Genomic DNA, 16,801 nt, shown 5'->3' with positions numbered 1-16,801 from the left:
GTTATTCACCAATTAATGACAATGCTTGTGCTAATACTTTTTCACCATTCATCATGCCATAGTCCGCCATGTTGATAACTTCTAATGGAATACCTTTTGGTGCTAAGCGTTTTTCAAAATCGCCTTTCATAAAGCGAACTTGAGGTCCTAATAATAAAACATTGACGTCTTTATTTTCTAAATGGCTGTCTGCTTCTGAAGCAGATACTGCAAAAATATCTGTATCCAATCCTTTTTCATCTGCTGCTTTTTGCATTTTAGTTACTAGTAAACTTGTACTCATCCCTGCTGAACATACAAGCATAATTGTTTTTTTTGCCATATTAATTCTCCCCTTACTCCAATAAAATTATTTATAGTGTATCTCCATTATAAAACAGTTTTTATCTTTGTCAACGCTATCAACGTTTTTTAATCGGTTTATTTTCAATCAACCAACTCGATTTAACTAATGGTCGAAAAACAACAAATTCTTTTTCCAGATTAATATGAATAACTTCATAATTGGCATTAATCCAAGCATAGGCACCGTTTTCTGAATGCCGATAATTATTTGACCACCAATCAGCACTTGTTCTTGCAGTTTTAGGTAAACCATTTGCGGGAAACAATAATTCATCAATTTGGGTAAACGTCAATGTCACCTGTGAACCACCGTTATTTTTTAAATAATTAGTGATAACATCATACTTCTTTTTTCTTGCGACCATTGTCATTCCCCCTTTCATCTATTATTGCGCTTTCATTGAAAAAATGCAAGAACAGCTTTTATTGAAAGTTTCGACTTTTTTTTCTATACTAGTAAAAAAGGAGCGATTCGATGTTAAATACATACCTGACAATAAAAAACGACGGGCAAGCAGAAATGGAAATCAAAAAATCTCGCTTTATTTGCTCATTGAAGCGGATAAATTCGGAGGACGAAGCCAAAGAATTTATTCAAGACCTAAAAAAAGAACACTGGAAAGCGAATCATAACTGTAGCGCCTTTGTTCTTGGAGAAAAAAATGAGATTCAACGCTCCAGCGACGATGGCGAACCTAGTGGAACAGCTGGCGTTCCTATGTTAGAAGTATTGAAAAAAAATGAATTAATGGATGTAGTTGCGGTCGTCACACGCTATTTTGGTGGTACGAAATTAGGGGCGGGCGGCTTAATTCGCGCATATGCTGGGGCTGTCTCTCACGCTTTGACTGAAATTGGTATCGTCCAAGCAATTTTGCAAAAAGAAATCTATGTCACAATCGATTATCCGCAATTAGGAAAGTTACAACATTATTTAGAGCAACAGAATTATCATACAAAAGAAACAGAATTTCTGGAACAAATTACTTTATGCGTAATGGTTGAAGATCCTGAAGCGTTCCTACAAGCTGTAACGGATTTACTAAATGGGCAAGTGACCTTTAAGGAAGGGAATTTTTCCTACATCGAAGTACCTATTGAACAAAAAACGAGCTGAAAAAAATCAGCTCGTTTTATTTTTCTAAAAAGAATTCAAATCGATTTCCAACATATTGACTACGTACATATTCAAATGGAATCCCATCTTCTAAGAAAGAAATCTGGCGCATTCGCAAAATGGCATCGCCTTTTTTTATATCTAGATAGTCGGCAATCTTTTCAGAAGCAACCATCGCCGAAATTGTTTGGTTCGCACCACTAATTTTCTTCTGTCCTTTTTCTGCTAAGACACGGTACAGAGATGATGTAATTTCAGCTTTACTAAATTCACGAATCAATTTTTCTGGGATACTTGCAACTTCAAAGCAAATTGGTATACCATCTGCCAAGCGAACCCGCTCCATTCTTAAAATCAGCTCGTCACTCGTTAACTGCAATTTCTCCATCTCACTTGAACTTGGTGAAGTAAAGAAATAAGACACGGCTCGACTTGAAGGAACACGACCTTGTGCAATCATAATTTCTGTAAAACTTGTTGTTCCTGTCATTTTTTCTTGAACTTTTCGACGTGCGACGTAAGTACCTGAACCAATTTTTCTTTCTAAAATTCCTTCATCAGCCAACGTCTGAATGGCCTGGCGCAAAGTCATACGACTCACACCAAATTGTAACGATAGCTCTCTTTCTGAAGGGAGTCGATCACCAATTTTCCAGAAATTTGCTTCAATCTTTTCTTTAATTGCATCATGTATTTGAATATATACAGGTAATGTGTCCGCCATGTTTTCACCTTTCTTTCTGTTCTTTTACTATTATAGACGGTATATACCTTCAAATTCAATGAAAAAGTAACTTTTGGGGTATTTTGTCCAAAAGTTACTTTTACTCTTAATGATTTTTCGCGCGCCATTTAATTGTATGACGTGTAGGTCGTGGTTTTGAAATTTTAACACCGGTTTTTTTCACTGAAATTTCGACATCTTTTTTCGCCACATCATAAATATGTTCGGCAGCTTCTGTAATTTTTTCTTTTAAGTTAAATGGAATTTTCATTGGATACACTCTCCTTTTTTATTAAATAACTTTATTCCTTACTCATTAGGTTATCTTAAAATAGCATTTTATTCAACAAAAAAAGACACGTTAGAAAACGTGTCTTTAGAAACTGGGGTAGCTGGATTCGAACCAACGCATGAGGGAGTCAAAGTCCCTTGCCTTACCGCTTGGCTATACCCCAATGGTGGAGGAGAGTGGATTCGAACCACTGAACCCTAAGGAACGGATTTACAGTCCGTCGCGTTTAGCCACTTCGCTACTCCTCCAAAAGGTTGTTAATCAACCTGACTTAGTTATAATACTAAATTATTTATTTTTTTGCAATACTTTTTTTCAATTTTTTTATTTTTTCTAGAAATTATTCATGTAAGTTCCATTGACGAATAATTGATTCAATTGCAAGGTCTAATGTCTTGCTTGTTCCTAGCTCTTCGTTATCCATAAAACTTTGGAATTCTTTTGGTCCATAAGCCAAAATTTCACCTATTTTTTTCTTACCAATATAAAGTTCTGTTACTTCATACGTATTCCCTTGGATGTTTTTTTTCGTTTCTTCCATGCGGACTTCAATATCTTTATTTTTTTTCACTATTTTCACCTCGCTCTCCATTTTATCACAAATTTTTTTATTTCCTAGTCTTAGCGAATATTCTTCCAATCTTTTTTCAAAAAAAGAGCTTTCTAAATTGAATTAGAAAGCTCTAAAGACTTATTGATTCGTTAACACCGCATTAGTTACATTGTATCCCGCTGTCGTTAACGCTTGTTTGATTCCATCGACTGCTTGTGATTCGACTTGAATTTCAATGATAGTTCTTGCCTCAATACGATTCACAACAATAGTTGCAATACTAAAATCAGCATCTGCTAACACTTGTGCTAGATTAGCTAAAATCCCTTTATGATCTTCTGTGATTTCAATCGTGACACGCGTGCCTCCATTGTTGTAACCAGTAATTTTCAAAAAGGCATCAAAAATATCATTATTAGTAATAATTCCTTTTAATTCGCCGTTTTCTAACACAGGGAGTACCCCAATATTTTTCGTACGCATAAGAGAAATAGCATCTTCTAACAAAGCATCTGGTGCAATGGTTTCAACTTCTTGAATCATTACATCCTTAACTGTTGTTTTATTTAACAAATAATTCACTTCATATACGCTTAAGCTAGTGGCTTTAGAAGGCATTGCTTCTTGAATAATCCCTTCTGTGATAAGACCGACTAAACGTCCTTCTTTTAAAACAGGTAACCGATGAATGTCATGTTGTTTCATCAAATCGACTGCATCAAAGATTGGCGTTTCCGGTGTCACTGTCACTAAACTTGTTGCCATAAAATCACTAACACTCATTTTTTATCCTCCTAAATACGCTTTTTTCACCGCTTCACTGGCTAATAGCTCTTTTCCAGTTCCTTCAAGCACAACTTTACCAGTTTCTAATACATAACCACGATCGGCAATTGACAATGCCATACTCGCATTTTGCTCAATTAGCAGAACCGTTGTCCCTTGTTGTTTGATTTCTTCAATAATAGAAAAAATCTCGCGAATAAAAATAGGTGCTAAGCCCATAGAGGGTTCATCAAGTAGTAATAATTTGGGTTTTGACATTAAGGCACGGCCCATTGCCAACATTTGTTGTTCCCCACCCGATAAAGTGGCTGCATCTTGATTTTTTCGTTCTTTTAACACTGGAAACTTACTAAAAATTTGTTGATACTCTGCTTGGACATCTTTTCCTTTTCGCAAAAAAGCACCCATTTCAAGATTCTCTTGTACGGTTAAGCCTGAAAATACGTGACGCCCTTCTGGAACTTGAGAAAGCCCAGCCGCAACGATTTTCTGAGGTGCTTCTTTTTCAATTGCTTGGCCTTCAAACTGAATAGTTCCTTCTGATGGACGAATCAGACCTGAGATAGTACGTAAAATCGTCGTTTTCCCCGCACCATTTGCACCAATCAAAGAAACAATCTCTCCTTGATTTACTTGAAAGGAAACATTATGAACAGCTTGAATCATGCCGTAACGTACTGATAGATTATCTACTGATAACATTATAATTCCCCTCCTAAGTAGGCCTCAATAACACGAGGATCGTTTTTAATTTTTTCTGGATTGCCCTCTGCGATAACTTGACCATATTCTAACACATAAATTCGTTCACACACATCCATAACTAAGCTCATGTCATGTTCAATCAAAACAATGGTTAAACCAAAATCTTTTTGAATTTGACGAATTAATTGCGTTAATTCAGCAGTCTCTTGTGGATTCATACCAGCTGCTGGTTCATCTAAAAATAGAATTTTTGGTTCAGTTGCCAACGCACGAACAATTTCCAAACGACGTTGTTGTCCATAAGGTAAATTTTTTGCCAACGTATCTACTTTATCAGCTAAATTAAAGATTGTTAGTAATTCTTTGACTTTATGACGCATCTTTTCTTCTGTTCGATAAAATTTCGGTAAACGTAACACACTGCTTAAAAAGCCTTCTTTATTTTTAGAATTCATTGCAATGAGAACATTGTCCATGACTGTTAAATCTTTAAATAAACGAATATTTTGAAAGGTTCTTGATAAACCTAAATCGGCTATTTTATATGGTTTCATCCCATTCAAACGTTCTTCTTTTTCATTAATCGTAAATAGGACATCTCCACTACTTGGCTCATATACACCTGTTAATAAGTTAAATAGTGTTGTTTTTCCTGCACCATTCGGACCAATTAAGCCCACTAATTCATTGTTTTCAAAGGTCATATTTACATGAGACACGGCTGCCAAGCCACCAAAGTTTTTAGTCAAACTATTAACTGTTAATAGAGGCATCTGAATCGTCCCCCTTTTTAGAAAATTTATCAAATATACGTTTCACAGAAAACTCCCAAGAACCTAGCAATCCACTTGGTTTAAAAATCATAATACCAATAATTGCCAAAGCATAAATAATCATGCGTAGGTTACCAAAATCTTGTAAATACATATTTAAAAAGCCTAATACTGCAGCAGAAACAATTGCACCAGTGGTACTACCAATTCCACCAAATACTACAATAATTAACACATCAATTGATTTCATGAAACCATAATCTTGCGGAAATACCGATTGTTGGTAACTTGCAAACAAGGTTCCTGCGACACTTGCCAAAACAGCCCCCATCACAAAAGCTATTACTTTGTATTTTGTCGTATTGACTCCCATAGATTCCGCAGCAATTTCATCTTCCCGAATCGCTAAAGTTGCACGACCAGAGCCACTATGAATAAAATTAGACACCACTAACACAGATACTACCATTGCAATAAAAATAACTTGCCAGTTGCTAAATTGTGGCAAACCAAATATCCCCGCTGGACCATTGGTTACTTCATCTAAGTTCACAATTAAAATACGAATAATTTCCGAGATTCCTAATGTAGCAATTGCTAAGTAGTCACCTTTTAATCGTAATGTTGGTATTCCTACTACCAATGCTACAATTCCTGAAATAATCATCCCAACCAATAATCCTTTGAAAAAACCACCAAATGTCGGATCATCTCTGGTGATGATTGCAGTTGCATAGGCACCAATTGCCATAAAACCAGCATGACCAAGTGAAAACTGACCAGAAAAACCAATGATTAAATTTAACCCAACAGCTAAGATCACATTAATGCCAATGTTAGCAATAATCGCATCTGTATACAGATTAATAAAACCACCATTGTATAAGGCAAATAATCCAACATAAAGAATGACAGCAATTGCTAACCAAGTAAGATTATATTTCAAATTCTTTTTCATTGCTGGCACCTACACTTTCTCTTTAATATTCTTACCCAAAATACCTGCTGGGCGAATAAGTAAAATAATAATTAGTACTGCATACACAAGCGCGTCTTTGTAATCAGAAAAACCAAAAGCAATTGACATTGTTTCAATTAAACCTATGACGAATCCACCTAATGCAGCTCCTGGAATAATTCCAATCCCACCTAGAACGGCAGCAACAAAGGATTTAAGACCAGGCGCAACTCCCATCATCGGATTAATCGAATTGTAATACAAACCGATTAGCATACCACCAGCAGCAGCTAATGCTGAACCTAACGCAAATGTGAACGAAATCGTTCTGTTTACATTGATACCCATCAATTGCGCAGCATCAGCGTCAACACTTACTGCACGCATTGCTTTCCCCATACGTGTTTTCTGAACAATTATTTGAAGCCCAATCATCAGTGTCACTGAAATTGCTAATATCAATAATTGAATATTACTGATATTAACAAATCCTATCGAAAAAGTTTGACGAGCAATTGCTTGTGGGAATGGTCGTGTATCAGGTGAAAAGAAATAAATCATCACATTTTGTAATAAATAAGATACGCCGATAGCTGTAATCAAAGCTGCAATTCGTGTTGATTTTCTTAAAGGACGATAAGCTAAAAATTCCACCGTCACACCTAGTAATGCGCTAACTGCCATTGAGATAATCATTGCGACAAAAAAGCCCCAACCATTTGGTAGTATCCCCCAAGTATTAAATGAATTAATCAAAAAATACCCAATAAAACTACCAATCATATAAATTTCTCCATGTGCAAAGTTAATCAACTTTATAATACCGTATACCATGGTGTACCCTAACGCCATCAATGCGTAGATACTACCAAGAAACAATCCATTAATTAATTGTTGGATTATTATTTCCATTTTTATCACATCCAAATAGGTCATTTTATTGAACTTCTGACAGATATCAGATTCCTATATTAAGGCAATCCCCATTGTTCAAATGGTTATCTTATTCTCTTTCACTACCCACAAAAAAAGCTGTGACAAAACCAATTGTGCGATTTTGTCCCAGCTTTTTTCATAAGCTTGATCCAACTATGGATTTACACCTTCAGCTGAGCTTTCTTTACCATCTGTAAAACCAACAACTACAAGAGATTTTTCTGGGTTGTGGTTGGCATCCATTGTGATATTTCCTGTTACTCCAACAAAGTCTTTAAGCTCAGATAATCCTTTAGTGATTGAGACAGAATCTGCAGAATCTTGTGACTCAATCGCTTCTTTAATCATGAACATTGCATCATAAGCCAACGCATTAAATGTTGATGGTTCTTTACCATATTTTTCTTTGAATGCTGCGATAAATGGCTCAACTGTATCATTTGCTGGCGCTAATGCAGAGAAATGACCTGTGTAGAATACATTAGTTACATTTTCTGCTCCAGCAAGCTGAATCATTTTTTCATCACCAAAACCATCTGCGCCAATAATTGGTTGCTCAATACCCATTTCGCGTGCTTGTTTAATAATTAAACCAGCTTCTTCATAGTATCCTGGAACATATAATACGTCGAAATCTTTATCTTTAATTTTTGTCAATACTGCTTGGAAGTCAGTATCTCCTTTTGTGAAGTTTTCTTTTAATACAATATTTCCTTTATATTCCCCTTCAAAAGCTTTTGTTAGACCTTTGGCATAATCACTTGAATTATCACCTAAAATCGCAACATTCTCCGCATTTAAGGTTTCATTCGCATATTTCGCTAAGATAACCCCTTGGAAACTGTCTTGGAAACAAGAACGGAAAATATATTCTTGAACTGTTTCTCCATTTACTGTAATCGCATCATCGGTACCTGATGGCGTAATCAATGGTACTTGTGCTTTTGTTACATTAGGAATTGAAGCTTTTGTCGCACCTGAAGTTGCAGGACCGATAATCGCAACAACGCCATCATTAGTTGTTAGGTTCGCTGCCGCTGTGGCTGCTTCATTACTATCTGATTTATTATCTTTAACCACTAATTCAACTTTTTTTCCTAAAATACCGCCATCTTCATTAATTTTTTCAACGGCTAATTCTACGCCATCGCGCTCTTGTGTACCATATCCTGCAACAGCTCCAGATAATTCAAGATTTAATCCAATTTTGATGGTATCTCCTTCTTGCTTGTTCCCTCCGTCACCTGAGCCTCCATTTGAGCCACTGCCACTTGGTCCAGCACTACAAGCCCCTAATAAAAACAAGCTAGCAAATAAAAATGCAAATTTCTTCTTCATGTATTTTCCTCCCTTTTTTACTCCCCTGAGTATGATAAATAATATACATAACTTTTCTGTAATTGTCAACGAATTTTCAGAATATTTTATATATTATGTCAAAAAGCAACTATTATCTTTTCCAAATAAAAAAAGAACCGAAAATTATTCATGAATATTGAATAATTCTCAGTTCTTTCTATACGTATATTCTGGTCGAATTTTATCTGATGTATTACGTTTTAATGTAAATTTTCGTGGAACATAATCAATGCCGCCTTTGACAAAAGGATGGCATCGTAAAATACGGGCAAGTCCCATTAAACTTCCTTTAAACGCACCATGTACTTGTAGAGCTTCAATTGTATAATTAGAACAAGTAGGATAATAACGACAACTCGGCGGAAATAATGGTGAGATGAATCTTTGGTAACCTCTAACCAAATAAATAAATATTTTCCGCATGAATTTACCTCCTCTCCATCAAAGTAATTTCTTTTCCTACAATGAAAAAGAAACCACTCACAAAGGAGTGGCTCTTTCTTATCTAATAAAATCTAAAATCCGATCCCATAATTCACCATCGAATACTTGGAACGGCGAGCCATCGCCAATCACACCATAGCCTATCATTAAACCGACAAAAAAGAGAATCATAGCGATAAGGATAACTACAAGTACTTTACTAATACTTATGAGAATATACCGACTGCTGTCCATCTATTCATCTCCCTTACGAATGAACGACTACTTCTGTCGCTTCTTCAGAGTCAACACGTTCAACATCTGCCCCTAGACCCTGTAATTTTTCATGGAATTTATAATAACCACGATCTAAATATTTTAGATTACGTACACGTGTGCGTCCAGTAGCTGTCAAACCAGCTAAAATCAATGCTGCTGCCGCGCGTAAGTCTGTTGCAGAAACAATGGCACCTTGTAACTGATGACCGCCTTCAATTATTGCGATATTACCATCAATTTTTACATGTGCATCCATGCGACGCATTTCTTCTAAGTGTTGGAAACGATTTTCGAAAACAGTTTCCGTTACAACACTTGTACCATGAGCAACTGCCTGAATAGCAGTCATTTGTGCTTGCATATCTGTTGGGAAACCAGGATGAGGCATCGTTTTAATATCTGTTGGTTTTAATTTTTCTGGACCAATAATACGGATGCCGCCTTCTTCCTCAATGACTTGCGTACCCATCTCCATCAATTTAGATAACAATGGACGGTTATGTTCAGAGATAGCATCTTGAATCAATACATTTCCTTGAGTCATTGCTGCTGCTACCATAAAAGTACCTGCTTCAATACGATCTTGTACAATCGGATGATTTACTGCATGTAAATGCTCTACACCTTCAATACGCATAGTTTCAGTTCCGGCACCATAAATTTTAGCACCCATTTTATTCAAAATATTTGCTAAATCAACAATCTCAGGTTCTCTTGCAACGTTATCAATGGTTGTTGTTCCCTTTGCTTTAACAGCTGCCATCATAATATTTTGAGTAGCGCCAACACTTGGGAAATCCAAATAAATACTATTACCAATTAGTTCATCTGCGATTGCTTCAATATAACCATCTTTTTGAATAATTGTTGCTCCCAACGCTTGAAAACCTTTAAGGTGCAAATCAATTGGACGTTTTCCAATGGCACAGCCTCCAGGCATTGCGACTTTAGCATGACCGTTTCTTGCTAACAATGGCCCCATAACAACAATTGATGCACGCATTTTGCTCACGTATTCATACGGTGCCTCTACTTCCAATTGTCTTGTAGCATCAATAGTAACTTCATTATTATCAGTATCAAATTCAACATCTACGTTTAAGTGGCGAATCACCTGATTCATTGTAAATACATCCGAAAGAATCGGAACGTTACGCAAATTTGTGACGCCTTCTTCAGCTAATAAACTAGCTGCTAAAATTGGTAAAACTGCATTTTTTGCCCCTTCAATTTTAACAGTTCCTTTTAGTTGATTACCACCTTGAACGATAATCTCTTCCATCTTGTTCCCTCCAAATAGAACGCTATGTGACATTTCAATCAAAATCTTTTTTATTATAGCATATTCATTTTATTTTCTATAGTTGATTTACCCATTTATTAAAATCCCACTATAAATAAATTCTTGCACAGTACGATAATCTCTAAGAAAAATGTACTCGCTGTAAAACCAATTGCGATAGAAAGTAAGACAAGAATTAAACGAATTTGTGTTGTATGAAGAGCTTTAAAAAAAGTTTCTATTCGGATTGAACCTAATGACCAAAATGTTAAATAAATAAATGTCAAATGACTAACAATTCGAATCAAGGCATCTATTCCATAGACTTGCATAGAAAAACTCCTTCTTAACAAAAATTCAATATATAGATAATACCACAACTTATTGAAATAAAGAAATATTGTCTTTTTTTTAAAAGTTTTTAAAGGTTTTTTTAAAGTCTTTTTAATTCAACTTTCAGAATTCAGCGTGTTTACGACATTCAAAAGGACCTTTCATACGAAAGGTCCTCTAAATTAGTAATGTTTTGATACATTAATTCGATTAATTGCGCGATGCAAAGCAACCGTTGCTCGACGTAATTCATCCACATCATCATGTTCTTTTGCTTCAAGAATTAAATGTTCTGCACGTTGCTTCGCTCTTTCTGCACGTGATAAGTCAATCTCACGTTCGCGTTCTGCACTGTCAGCAATTACTGTTACAATATTATCACGAACTTCCATTACTCCGCCATTGACAGCAACCCAGTCGATATGTGTTTCTGAATCAATACGAGTCACACGTAACTCGTCAATTGCCAAAGGCGCAATAATCGGTGCATGGTTTGGTAGGATACCTAACTCTCCATCTAAAGTTTTGACAACGATAAGTGTAGCATGATGGTCATAAACCACGCCATTAGGTGTCACAATATTGATTGTCAAGTATTTCTCCATAAGGCACCTCTTTCTAGTAACCTAATTTTTTAGCTTTTTCAATGACTTCTTCGATTCTACCTACGCTACGAAAAGCTTCTTCCGGTAAATCATCATGTTTTCCATCTAGAATTTCTTGGAAACCTTTGATTGTTTCTGCTACAGGAACATAAGAACCTGGTTGACCAGTAAATTGTTCTGCAACATGGAAGTTTTGCGATAAGAAGAATTGAATACGACGCGCACGTGACACTAATACTTTTTCGTCATCAGATAGCTCATCCATCCCTAAGATAGCAATAATATCTTGTAATTCGCGATAACGTTGCAACGTACGCTGAACTTCGCTCGCTACACGGTAATGTTCTTCTCCAACGATTTCAGGTGCCAAAGCACTGGATGAAGAAGCCAGTGGATCGACAGCTGGATAAATCCCTTGTTCTGTTAATTTACGTTCCAAGTTAGTTGTTGCATCTAAATGCGCAAATGCTGTGGCTGGAGCTGGATCAGTATAGTCATCCGCTGGAACATAAATTGCTTGAATAGACGTAATTGAACCTTTTTTAGTTGAAGTAATTCGTTCTTGCAATTGACCCATTTCTGTTGCTAACGTTGGTTGATAACCAACAGCTGAAGGCATCCGACCTAGTAAGGCTGATACTTCTGAACCAGCTTGAGTAAACCGGAAAATATTATCAATAAATAAAAGAACATCTTGTCCTTCTACATCACGGAAGTATTCTGCAATTGTTAAACCAGTCAATGCTACACGCATACGTGCACCTGGTGGTTCATTCATTTGCCCAAAAACCATCGCTGTTTTTTCAATAACACCTGAATCTTTCATTTCATAATATAAGTCATTTCCTTCACGTGTTCGTTCACCAACTCCTGTAAAAACAGAAATTCCGCCATGCTCTTGTGCAATATTATGAATTAATTCTTGGATTAAAACAGTTTTACCTACACCAGCACCACCGAATAATCCGACTTTCCCACCTTTTAAATAGGGGGCTAATAAGTCGATAACTTTAATCCCCGTTTCAAGAATCTCTGTACTTGTATTTAATTCATCAAAATCTGGTGCTTTTTTGTGGATACCGCTTTTTTTAGCATCTTCAGGAAAAGGTGCTTCTAAATCAATCGTTTCTCCTAAGACATTAAATACACGGCCTAAAGTTTCTTTTCCAACAGGGACTGAAATCGAAGCCCCTGTGTCAATGACTTCCATTCCACGTTGCAAGCCATCTGTTGATTCCATTGCAATCGTACGAATAATACCATCACCAAGCTCTAAAGCTGCTTCAAGTACTACTTTTGTTTTTTCATCGTTCTTTTTATAAACAACCAATGCGTTATTAATATCTGGTAAGGATTGGTCCAAAGAAAATTCCACATCAACAACCGGACCGATGACTTGAACAATCTTGCCTGAACTCATTTGTTTTCCTCCATTCATTCACGAAATTATTCGAGAGCGGCTGCTCCACCAACAATTTCAGTAATCTCTTGGGTAATTGCCCCTTGACGCGCACGATTATAAGAAATCGTTAAGTCATCAATAATATTTGATGCATTATCTGTCGCTGTCTTCATTGCTGTCATACCAGCTGCATGTTCTGCTGTCTTTGCATCAACAATTGCGCCATAAATCAAACTTTCCGCATATTGTGGTAATAATTGGTTTAAAATCACTTCTTTGGAAGGCTCAAAAATATACTCTTGTTCATATACTGTTGCACCTTCTGGATCAATACCAGAAATGGGTAACATTTTTTCAACACGAAATTGGCTGGTCAATGAATTTACATGATGATTGTAACAAACATACAATTCATCAAATACTTCATTTTGATACATAGAAGTTGTCAAATTGACAATTTTTCTTACTTCTTCAAAACTCGGTTGATCAGATAGGTGACGTAACTCATACGCGATATTGATACCTCTCGCTTTGAAAAAATCAGCACCTACGCCACCAATCGCAATCATCACATATTCGTCCACAGCGCGATGGTCTTTTTCTAACATTGTCATCATTTGCTTCAAAATCGAACTATTATAACCACCTACTAAACCACCATCGGAAGTAATCACAATGTAACCAGTTTTTTTAACTGGTCGGCTAATTAACATGCTATTAAAATCTAATTCATCAAAATCATCTGAGCCTTGAATCGTTGTTAATTGTTGTTTTGCAATGTGTGTGACTAATTCACGCACTTTTTCAGCATAAATTTGAAATTGAGTAGAATGCGCTTCTGATTTTGTTAGTTTCGAAGCCGAAACCATCTGCATGGCTTTGGTGATCTGACTGGTCTTCTTCGTCGAAGTTATACGTTGTTTAATTTCATTTAGAGAAGCCCCCATTTTTCTTCACCTCTTCTATGCTGGATTCATATTTGTTAAATGCTCTTTGATAGCTGCTCTGTTTTGTTCTTTTTTCTCTGCAACATACATCTCTTGGAATTCTTTAATTCCTTTATCCAAGTCAGCTTCTGCTGGTAAATCCTTCGTCTCACGAATAACATCAAATAACTCACTATGGTTTGCTTCTAAATACTCAAACAATTGTTCTTCAAAATCTAACAAGCTATTTACTGGCACAGCATCCAAGAAGCCATGAGTTAAAGCGTATAAAATGACCACTTGTTTTTCAACAGGGAGTGGTGAATGTAATTTTTGTTTCAAGATTTCTACTGTTCGGCGACCGCGACTTAATTTTGCTTGTGTTGCAGCATCTAAATCTGAACCAAACTGAGTAAATGCTTCTAATTCACGATAACTTGCCAAATCTAAACGCAATGTTCCGGCAACTTTTTTCATCGCTTTGATTTGAGCTGAACCACCAACACGAGAAACAGACAAGCCTGCCGCTACTGCCGGACGAACACCTGAATAGAACAAGTCATTTTCCAAGAAAATTTGACCGTCAGTAATCGAAATAACGTTAGTTGGAATGTATGCTGAGATATCTCCTGCTTGTGTTTCTACGAATGGTAAAGCTGTCATCGAACCTCCACCCAAGTCGTCGCTTAACTTCGCTGCACGTTCTAACAAGCGTGAATGTAAATAGAAAACATCCCCTGGATATGCTTCACGACCTGGAGGACGGCGCAATAGTAATGAAAGTTCACGATAGGCAACGGCTTGTTTTGATAAATCGTCAAAAATAATCAAGACATGCTTGCCGTTATACATGAACTCTTCCCCCATTGCTGTACCTGCATATGGTGCAATGTATAGAAGCGGTGCTGGTTGAGAAGCCCCTGCTGAAACCACAATCGTATAGTCTAACGCTCCATATCTACGCAATGTTTCTACTTGTGCACGGACAGTAGAATCCTTTTGACCAATTGCAACATAGATACAAATCATATCTTGCCCTTTTTGGTTAATAATTGTATCAATGGCAATAGAGGTTTTCCCAGTCTTTCTGTCACCGATTACTAGCTCACGTTGTCCTCTACCAATTGGTACCAAGGCATCGATTGCTTTTAAACCTGTTTGCATTGGTTCTGCAACTGATTTACGTTGCATTACTCCTGGTGCTTGTGCTTCTACTGGTCGACTTTTCTCTGTATCAATTGGACCTTGCCCATCGATTGGTTGGCCTAAAGGATTCACAACACGACCAATTAAGGCCTCTCCCACAGGAACTTCCATGATACGTCCTGTACGTTTTACTTTATCTCCTTCACGGATGGTTTCAAAGTCTCCTAAAATAATAATCCCAACGTCATTCGACTCTAAATTTTGTGCCATACCGAAAGAACCATTTGAAAATTCAAGTAACTCTCCACTCATTGCATTTTCAAGTCCATGCGCACGTGCAATACCGTCACCAATATAGGTTACAGTTCCCACTTCTTCGACAGAAAGTTTACTTTGATAATTTTTTATTTGCTCTTTAATCAAAGCACTAATTTCTTCTGCTTTAATGGCCATTCGATTCACCTCTTACTCTTTGTATTATTTGCGTAATTCCTTACGTAAATATTCTAAACGGCTTTTTATACTCCCATCAATCACACGATGATTGGCTTCAAAAACCATTCCACCGAGTATATCAGGATTCACTATTTCTTTTAATTGCGCAGTTTTGTAACCGAAACGTTCCGCAGCTTTGTTAGACAAAACTTGTCGTTGACTTTCCGTCAAAGGTACAGCAGTTGTCACGCTACCTAATAAAACGCCTCGTTTATCATTAAATCTTTTTTCATATTCATCAATAATCAGCGGCATATCATACATTCGGTTGTATTGATAAATCACTTCAAGCGCATTATGCACAATACCTGTAAAACCTTCTAATAAGTTATCCATAATTTGACGCTTTTCGTCATTTTCTAATCGAACATCACTTAATAAGTCTCCTAATTCAGGAATTTCCTCAAATATGCCTCGTACTTTCAACAACTCATTGTAGACATCTTCGGCTTGCTTTGATTCGACCGCCAGCTCAAATAATGCTTTGCCATAACGTCTTGCAACTGTTAATTTATCGAGCTTCATCTTGTGTTCCTAACCCTTCAATACATTCATCAATCAATTCTTGATGAGATTCAAGAGAAATTTCTTGGCTCAATAATTTTTCAGCAATTTGAAGAGAGATCTCCGCAACTTCATCTTTCACAGAAGCCAATGCTGTTTGACGTTCCATTGAAATGTCATTTTGCGCTTTTTCTTTTAAATGAGACACTTCTTCTTTTGCATTATTTAAAATTGTTTGGCGGCTCACTTCCCCACTGTCTTTCGCGCGTTTGATAATTTCAGCTGCTTCTGAGCGTGACTGAGACAGCTGTTCTTTTCTTTCATCTGCTAATTTGGCAGCTTCAATCCGAGACTGTTCGGCTGAATCTAAATCATTGGCAATCTTGTCTTCACGTTTTTTCATGATTGATGCGATAGAGTCCCATGCAAAAATCTTTAAAAGTACAAGTAAGAGAACAAATGAACCTGTAACTACAAGGATATTACTTATCATTGTATTGTGTACTTCTGCTACTGATAAAACAGATAAATTAAACATACACTACAACTCCTTTTAAATTTTTGTCTCTTTTATTTGTCGCTTACTTCTCGCAAAAAAAGCAGAAGAGTCCATACTTCTGCTTTATTTTGTTAGTCTTATTTTAAAACTAGAAGTAAAGCAATAACGATACCTAAGATTGGCACAGCTTCGATAAATGCCATCCCTAAAATCATGTTTGAACGTAATTCTTTCACCATTTCTGGTTGGCGAGCCATTGATTCCAATGCTTGCTTAACTACTTGAGAGTTACCATATGCTGCTCCTAATGCTGATCCGATAATAGCCATTCCTGCTGCGATAAATTCCATAATAATTCT

General features: G+C 36.6%; 23 protein-coding genes and 2 tRNA genes. 1 reads left to right on the top strand and 24 read right to left on the bottom strand.

All coding sequences use genetic code 11. The annotated features are described in order from the left end of the window. Position 1 precedes the first annotated feature (1 nt). Positions 2-322, bottom strand: coding sequence for a PTS sugar transporter subunit IIB (locus BAU17_RS02100; protein ID WP_161901163.1), 321 nt, complete (start codon positions 320-322; stop codon positions 2-4). Positions 323-401: 79 nt separating this feature from the next. Beyond that, positions 402-710, bottom strand: a complete 309-nt coding sequence (locus BAU17_RS02095) for a DUF7662 domain-containing protein (protein ID WP_161901162.1) — start codon at positions 708-710, stop codon at positions 402-404. A gap of 110 nt (positions 711-820) precedes the next feature. On the opposite strand from BAU17_RS02095, the gene BAU17_RS02090 reads away from it, so the two are divergent. After that, a complete protein-coding gene (locus tag BAU17_RS02090; RefSeq protein WP_161901161.1) occupies positions 821-1,462 on the top strand; it encodes a YigZ family protein in 642 nt (213 codons plus the stop codon). Positions 1,463-1,478: 16 nt separating this feature from the next. Here BAU17_RS02090 and BAU17_RS02085 read toward each other — a convergent pair whose 3' ends face one another. The 22 genes from BAU17_RS02085 to atpE form a co-directional block, all read right to left on the bottom strand. Then, positions 1,479-2,186, bottom strand: a complete 708-nt coding sequence (locus tag BAU17_RS02085; RefSeq protein ID WP_161901160.1) for a GntR family transcriptional regulator — start codon at positions 2,184-2,186, stop codon at positions 1,479-1,481. 106 nt (positions 2,187-2,292) lie between these two features. After that, positions 2,293-2,457 carry a hypothetical protein gene (locus BAU17_RS14085; protein ID WP_202622261.1) on the bottom strand — a complete coding sequence of 55 codons (165 nt, stop codon included), beginning with the start codon at positions 2,455-2,457 and terminating at the stop codon, positions 2,293-2,295. 112 nt (positions 2,458-2,569) lie between these two features. Continuing rightward, positions 2,570-2,641 (bottom strand) — tRNA-Gln (locus BAU17_RS02080). 1 nt (position 2,642) lies between these two features. Next, a tRNA-Tyr gene (locus BAU17_RS02075) sits at positions 2,643-2,726 on the bottom strand. 92 nt (positions 2,727-2,818) lie between these two features. Beyond that, on the bottom strand, positions 2,819-3,052 hold the full coding sequence (locus BAU17_RS02070; protein ID WP_202622263.1) for a DUF2969 domain-containing protein: 234 nt from the start codon (positions 3,050-3,052) through the stop codon (positions 2,819-2,821). 117 nt (positions 3,053-3,169) lie between these two features. Beyond that, positions 3,170-3,814, bottom strand: a complete 645-nt coding sequence (locus tag BAU17_RS02065) for a CBS domain-containing protein (protein ID WP_161901158.1) — start codon at positions 3,812-3,814, stop codon at positions 3,170-3,172. 3 nt (positions 3,815-3,817) lie between these two features. After that, positions 3,818-4,519, bottom strand: a complete 702-nt coding sequence (locus BAU17_RS02060) for an ABC transporter ATP-binding protein (RefSeq protein ID WP_161901157.1) — start codon at positions 4,517-4,519, stop codon at positions 3,818-3,820. Next, the gene (locus tag BAU17_RS02055; protein WP_161901156.1) at positions 4,519-5,295 is read right to left on the bottom strand and encodes an ABC transporter ATP-binding protein; all 777 of its coding nucleotides are present in this window, start codon (positions 5,293-5,295) and stop codon (positions 4,519-4,521) included. Before BAU17_RS02055 ends, BAU17_RS02060 begins: the two co-directional genes overlap by 1 nt. Further along, a complete protein-coding gene (locus tag BAU17_RS02050; RefSeq protein ID WP_161901155.1) occupies positions 5,276-6,253 on the bottom strand; it encodes a branched-chain amino acid ABC transporter permease in 978 nt (325 codons plus the stop codon). Before BAU17_RS02050 ends, BAU17_RS02055 begins: the two co-directional genes overlap by 20 nt. A 9-nt stretch (positions 6,254-6,262) precedes the next feature. After that, positions 6,263-7,165, bottom strand: coding sequence for a branched-chain amino acid ABC transporter permease (locus BAU17_RS02045; RefSeq protein ID WP_161901154.1), 903 nt, complete (start codon positions 7,163-7,165; stop codon positions 6,263-6,265). A gap of 177 nt (positions 7,166-7,342) precedes the next feature. Then, the gene (locus BAU17_RS02040) at positions 7,343-8,527 is read right to left on the bottom strand and encodes an ABC transporter substrate-binding protein (RefSeq protein WP_161901153.1); all 1,185 of its coding nucleotides are present in this window, start codon (positions 8,525-8,527) and stop codon (positions 7,343-7,345) included. A gap of 168 nt (positions 8,528-8,695) precedes the next feature. Beyond that, positions 8,696-8,971 carry a membrane protein insertion efficiency factor YidD gene (gene yidD / locus BAU17_RS02035; RefSeq protein WP_161901152.1) on the bottom strand — a complete coding sequence of 92 codons (276 nt, stop codon included), beginning with the start codon at positions 8,969-8,971 and terminating at the stop codon, positions 8,696-8,698. A gap of 78 nt (positions 8,972-9,049) precedes the next feature. Further along, entirely contained in the window at positions 9,050-9,226 is a 177-nt protein-coding gene (locus BAU17_RS02030) for a DNA-directed RNA polymerase subunit beta (RefSeq protein ID WP_161901151.1), read from the bottom strand. 13 nt (positions 9,227-9,239) lie between these two features. Continuing rightward, positions 9,240-10,532 (bottom strand): UDP-N-acetylglucosamine 1-carboxyvinyltransferase, encoded by a 1,293-nt coding sequence (gene murA, locus BAU17_RS02025; RefSeq protein ID WP_161901150.1) that lies wholly within the window; start codon positions 10,530-10,532, stop codon positions 9,240-9,242. A gap of 98 nt (positions 10,533-10,630) precedes the next feature. Further along, on the bottom strand, positions 10,631-10,864 hold the full coding sequence (locus BAU17_RS02020) for a DUF1146 family protein (RefSeq protein ID WP_161901149.1): 234 nt from the start codon (positions 10,862-10,864) through the stop codon (positions 10,631-10,633). A 183-nt stretch (positions 10,865-11,047) separates the two neighbouring features. After that, complete coding sequence (locus tag BAU17_RS02015) at positions 11,048-11,470, bottom strand: F0F1 ATP synthase subunit epsilon (RefSeq protein WP_161901148.1); 423 nt, start codon at positions 11,468-11,470, stop codon at positions 11,048-11,050. Between the two features lie 13 nt (positions 11,471-11,483). After that, positions 11,484-12,890, bottom strand: a complete 1,407-nt coding sequence (gene atpD / locus BAU17_RS02010) for a F0F1 ATP synthase subunit beta (RefSeq protein WP_161901147.1) — start codon at positions 12,888-12,890, stop codon at positions 11,484-11,486. Between the two features lie 26 nt (positions 12,891-12,916). Further along, positions 12,917-13,819, bottom strand: a complete 903-nt coding sequence (locus BAU17_RS02005) for a F0F1 ATP synthase subunit gamma (protein ID WP_161901146.1) — start codon at positions 13,817-13,819, stop codon at positions 12,917-12,919. Positions 13,820-13,834: 15 nt separating this feature from the next. Next, positions 13,835-15,397, bottom strand: coding sequence for a F0F1 ATP synthase subunit alpha (gene atpA, locus BAU17_RS02000; RefSeq protein WP_161901145.1), 1,563 nt, complete (start codon positions 15,395-15,397; stop codon positions 13,835-13,837). Positions 15,398-15,421: 24 nt separating this feature from the next. Next, positions 15,422-15,964 carry an ATP synthase F1 subunit delta gene (gene atpH, locus BAU17_RS01995; protein WP_161901144.1) on the bottom strand — a complete coding sequence of 181 codons (543 nt, stop codon included), beginning with the start codon at positions 15,962-15,964 and terminating at the stop codon, positions 15,422-15,424. After that, on the bottom strand, positions 15,951-16,481 hold the full coding sequence (gene atpF, locus BAU17_RS01990; RefSeq protein ID WP_161901143.1) for a F0F1 ATP synthase subunit B: 531 nt from the start codon (positions 16,479-16,481) through the stop codon (positions 15,951-15,953). Before atpF ends, atpH begins: the two co-directional genes overlap by 14 nt. A gap of 98 nt (positions 16,482-16,579) precedes the next feature. Then, positions 16,580-16,792, bottom strand: a complete 213-nt coding sequence (atpE, locus tag BAU17_RS01985) for an ATP synthase F0 subunit C (RefSeq protein ID WP_161901142.1) — start codon at positions 16,790-16,792, stop codon at positions 16,580-16,582. Positions 16,793-16,801 lie beyond the last annotated feature (9 nt).

Source organism: Candidatus Enterococcus willemsii (assembly GCF_009933335.1).
Lineage (GTDB): Bacteria > Bacillota > Bacilli > Lactobacillales > Enterococcaceae > Enterococcus_F > Enterococcus_F willemsii.
This window is presented reverse-complemented; position numbering and strand designations above follow the sequence as displayed.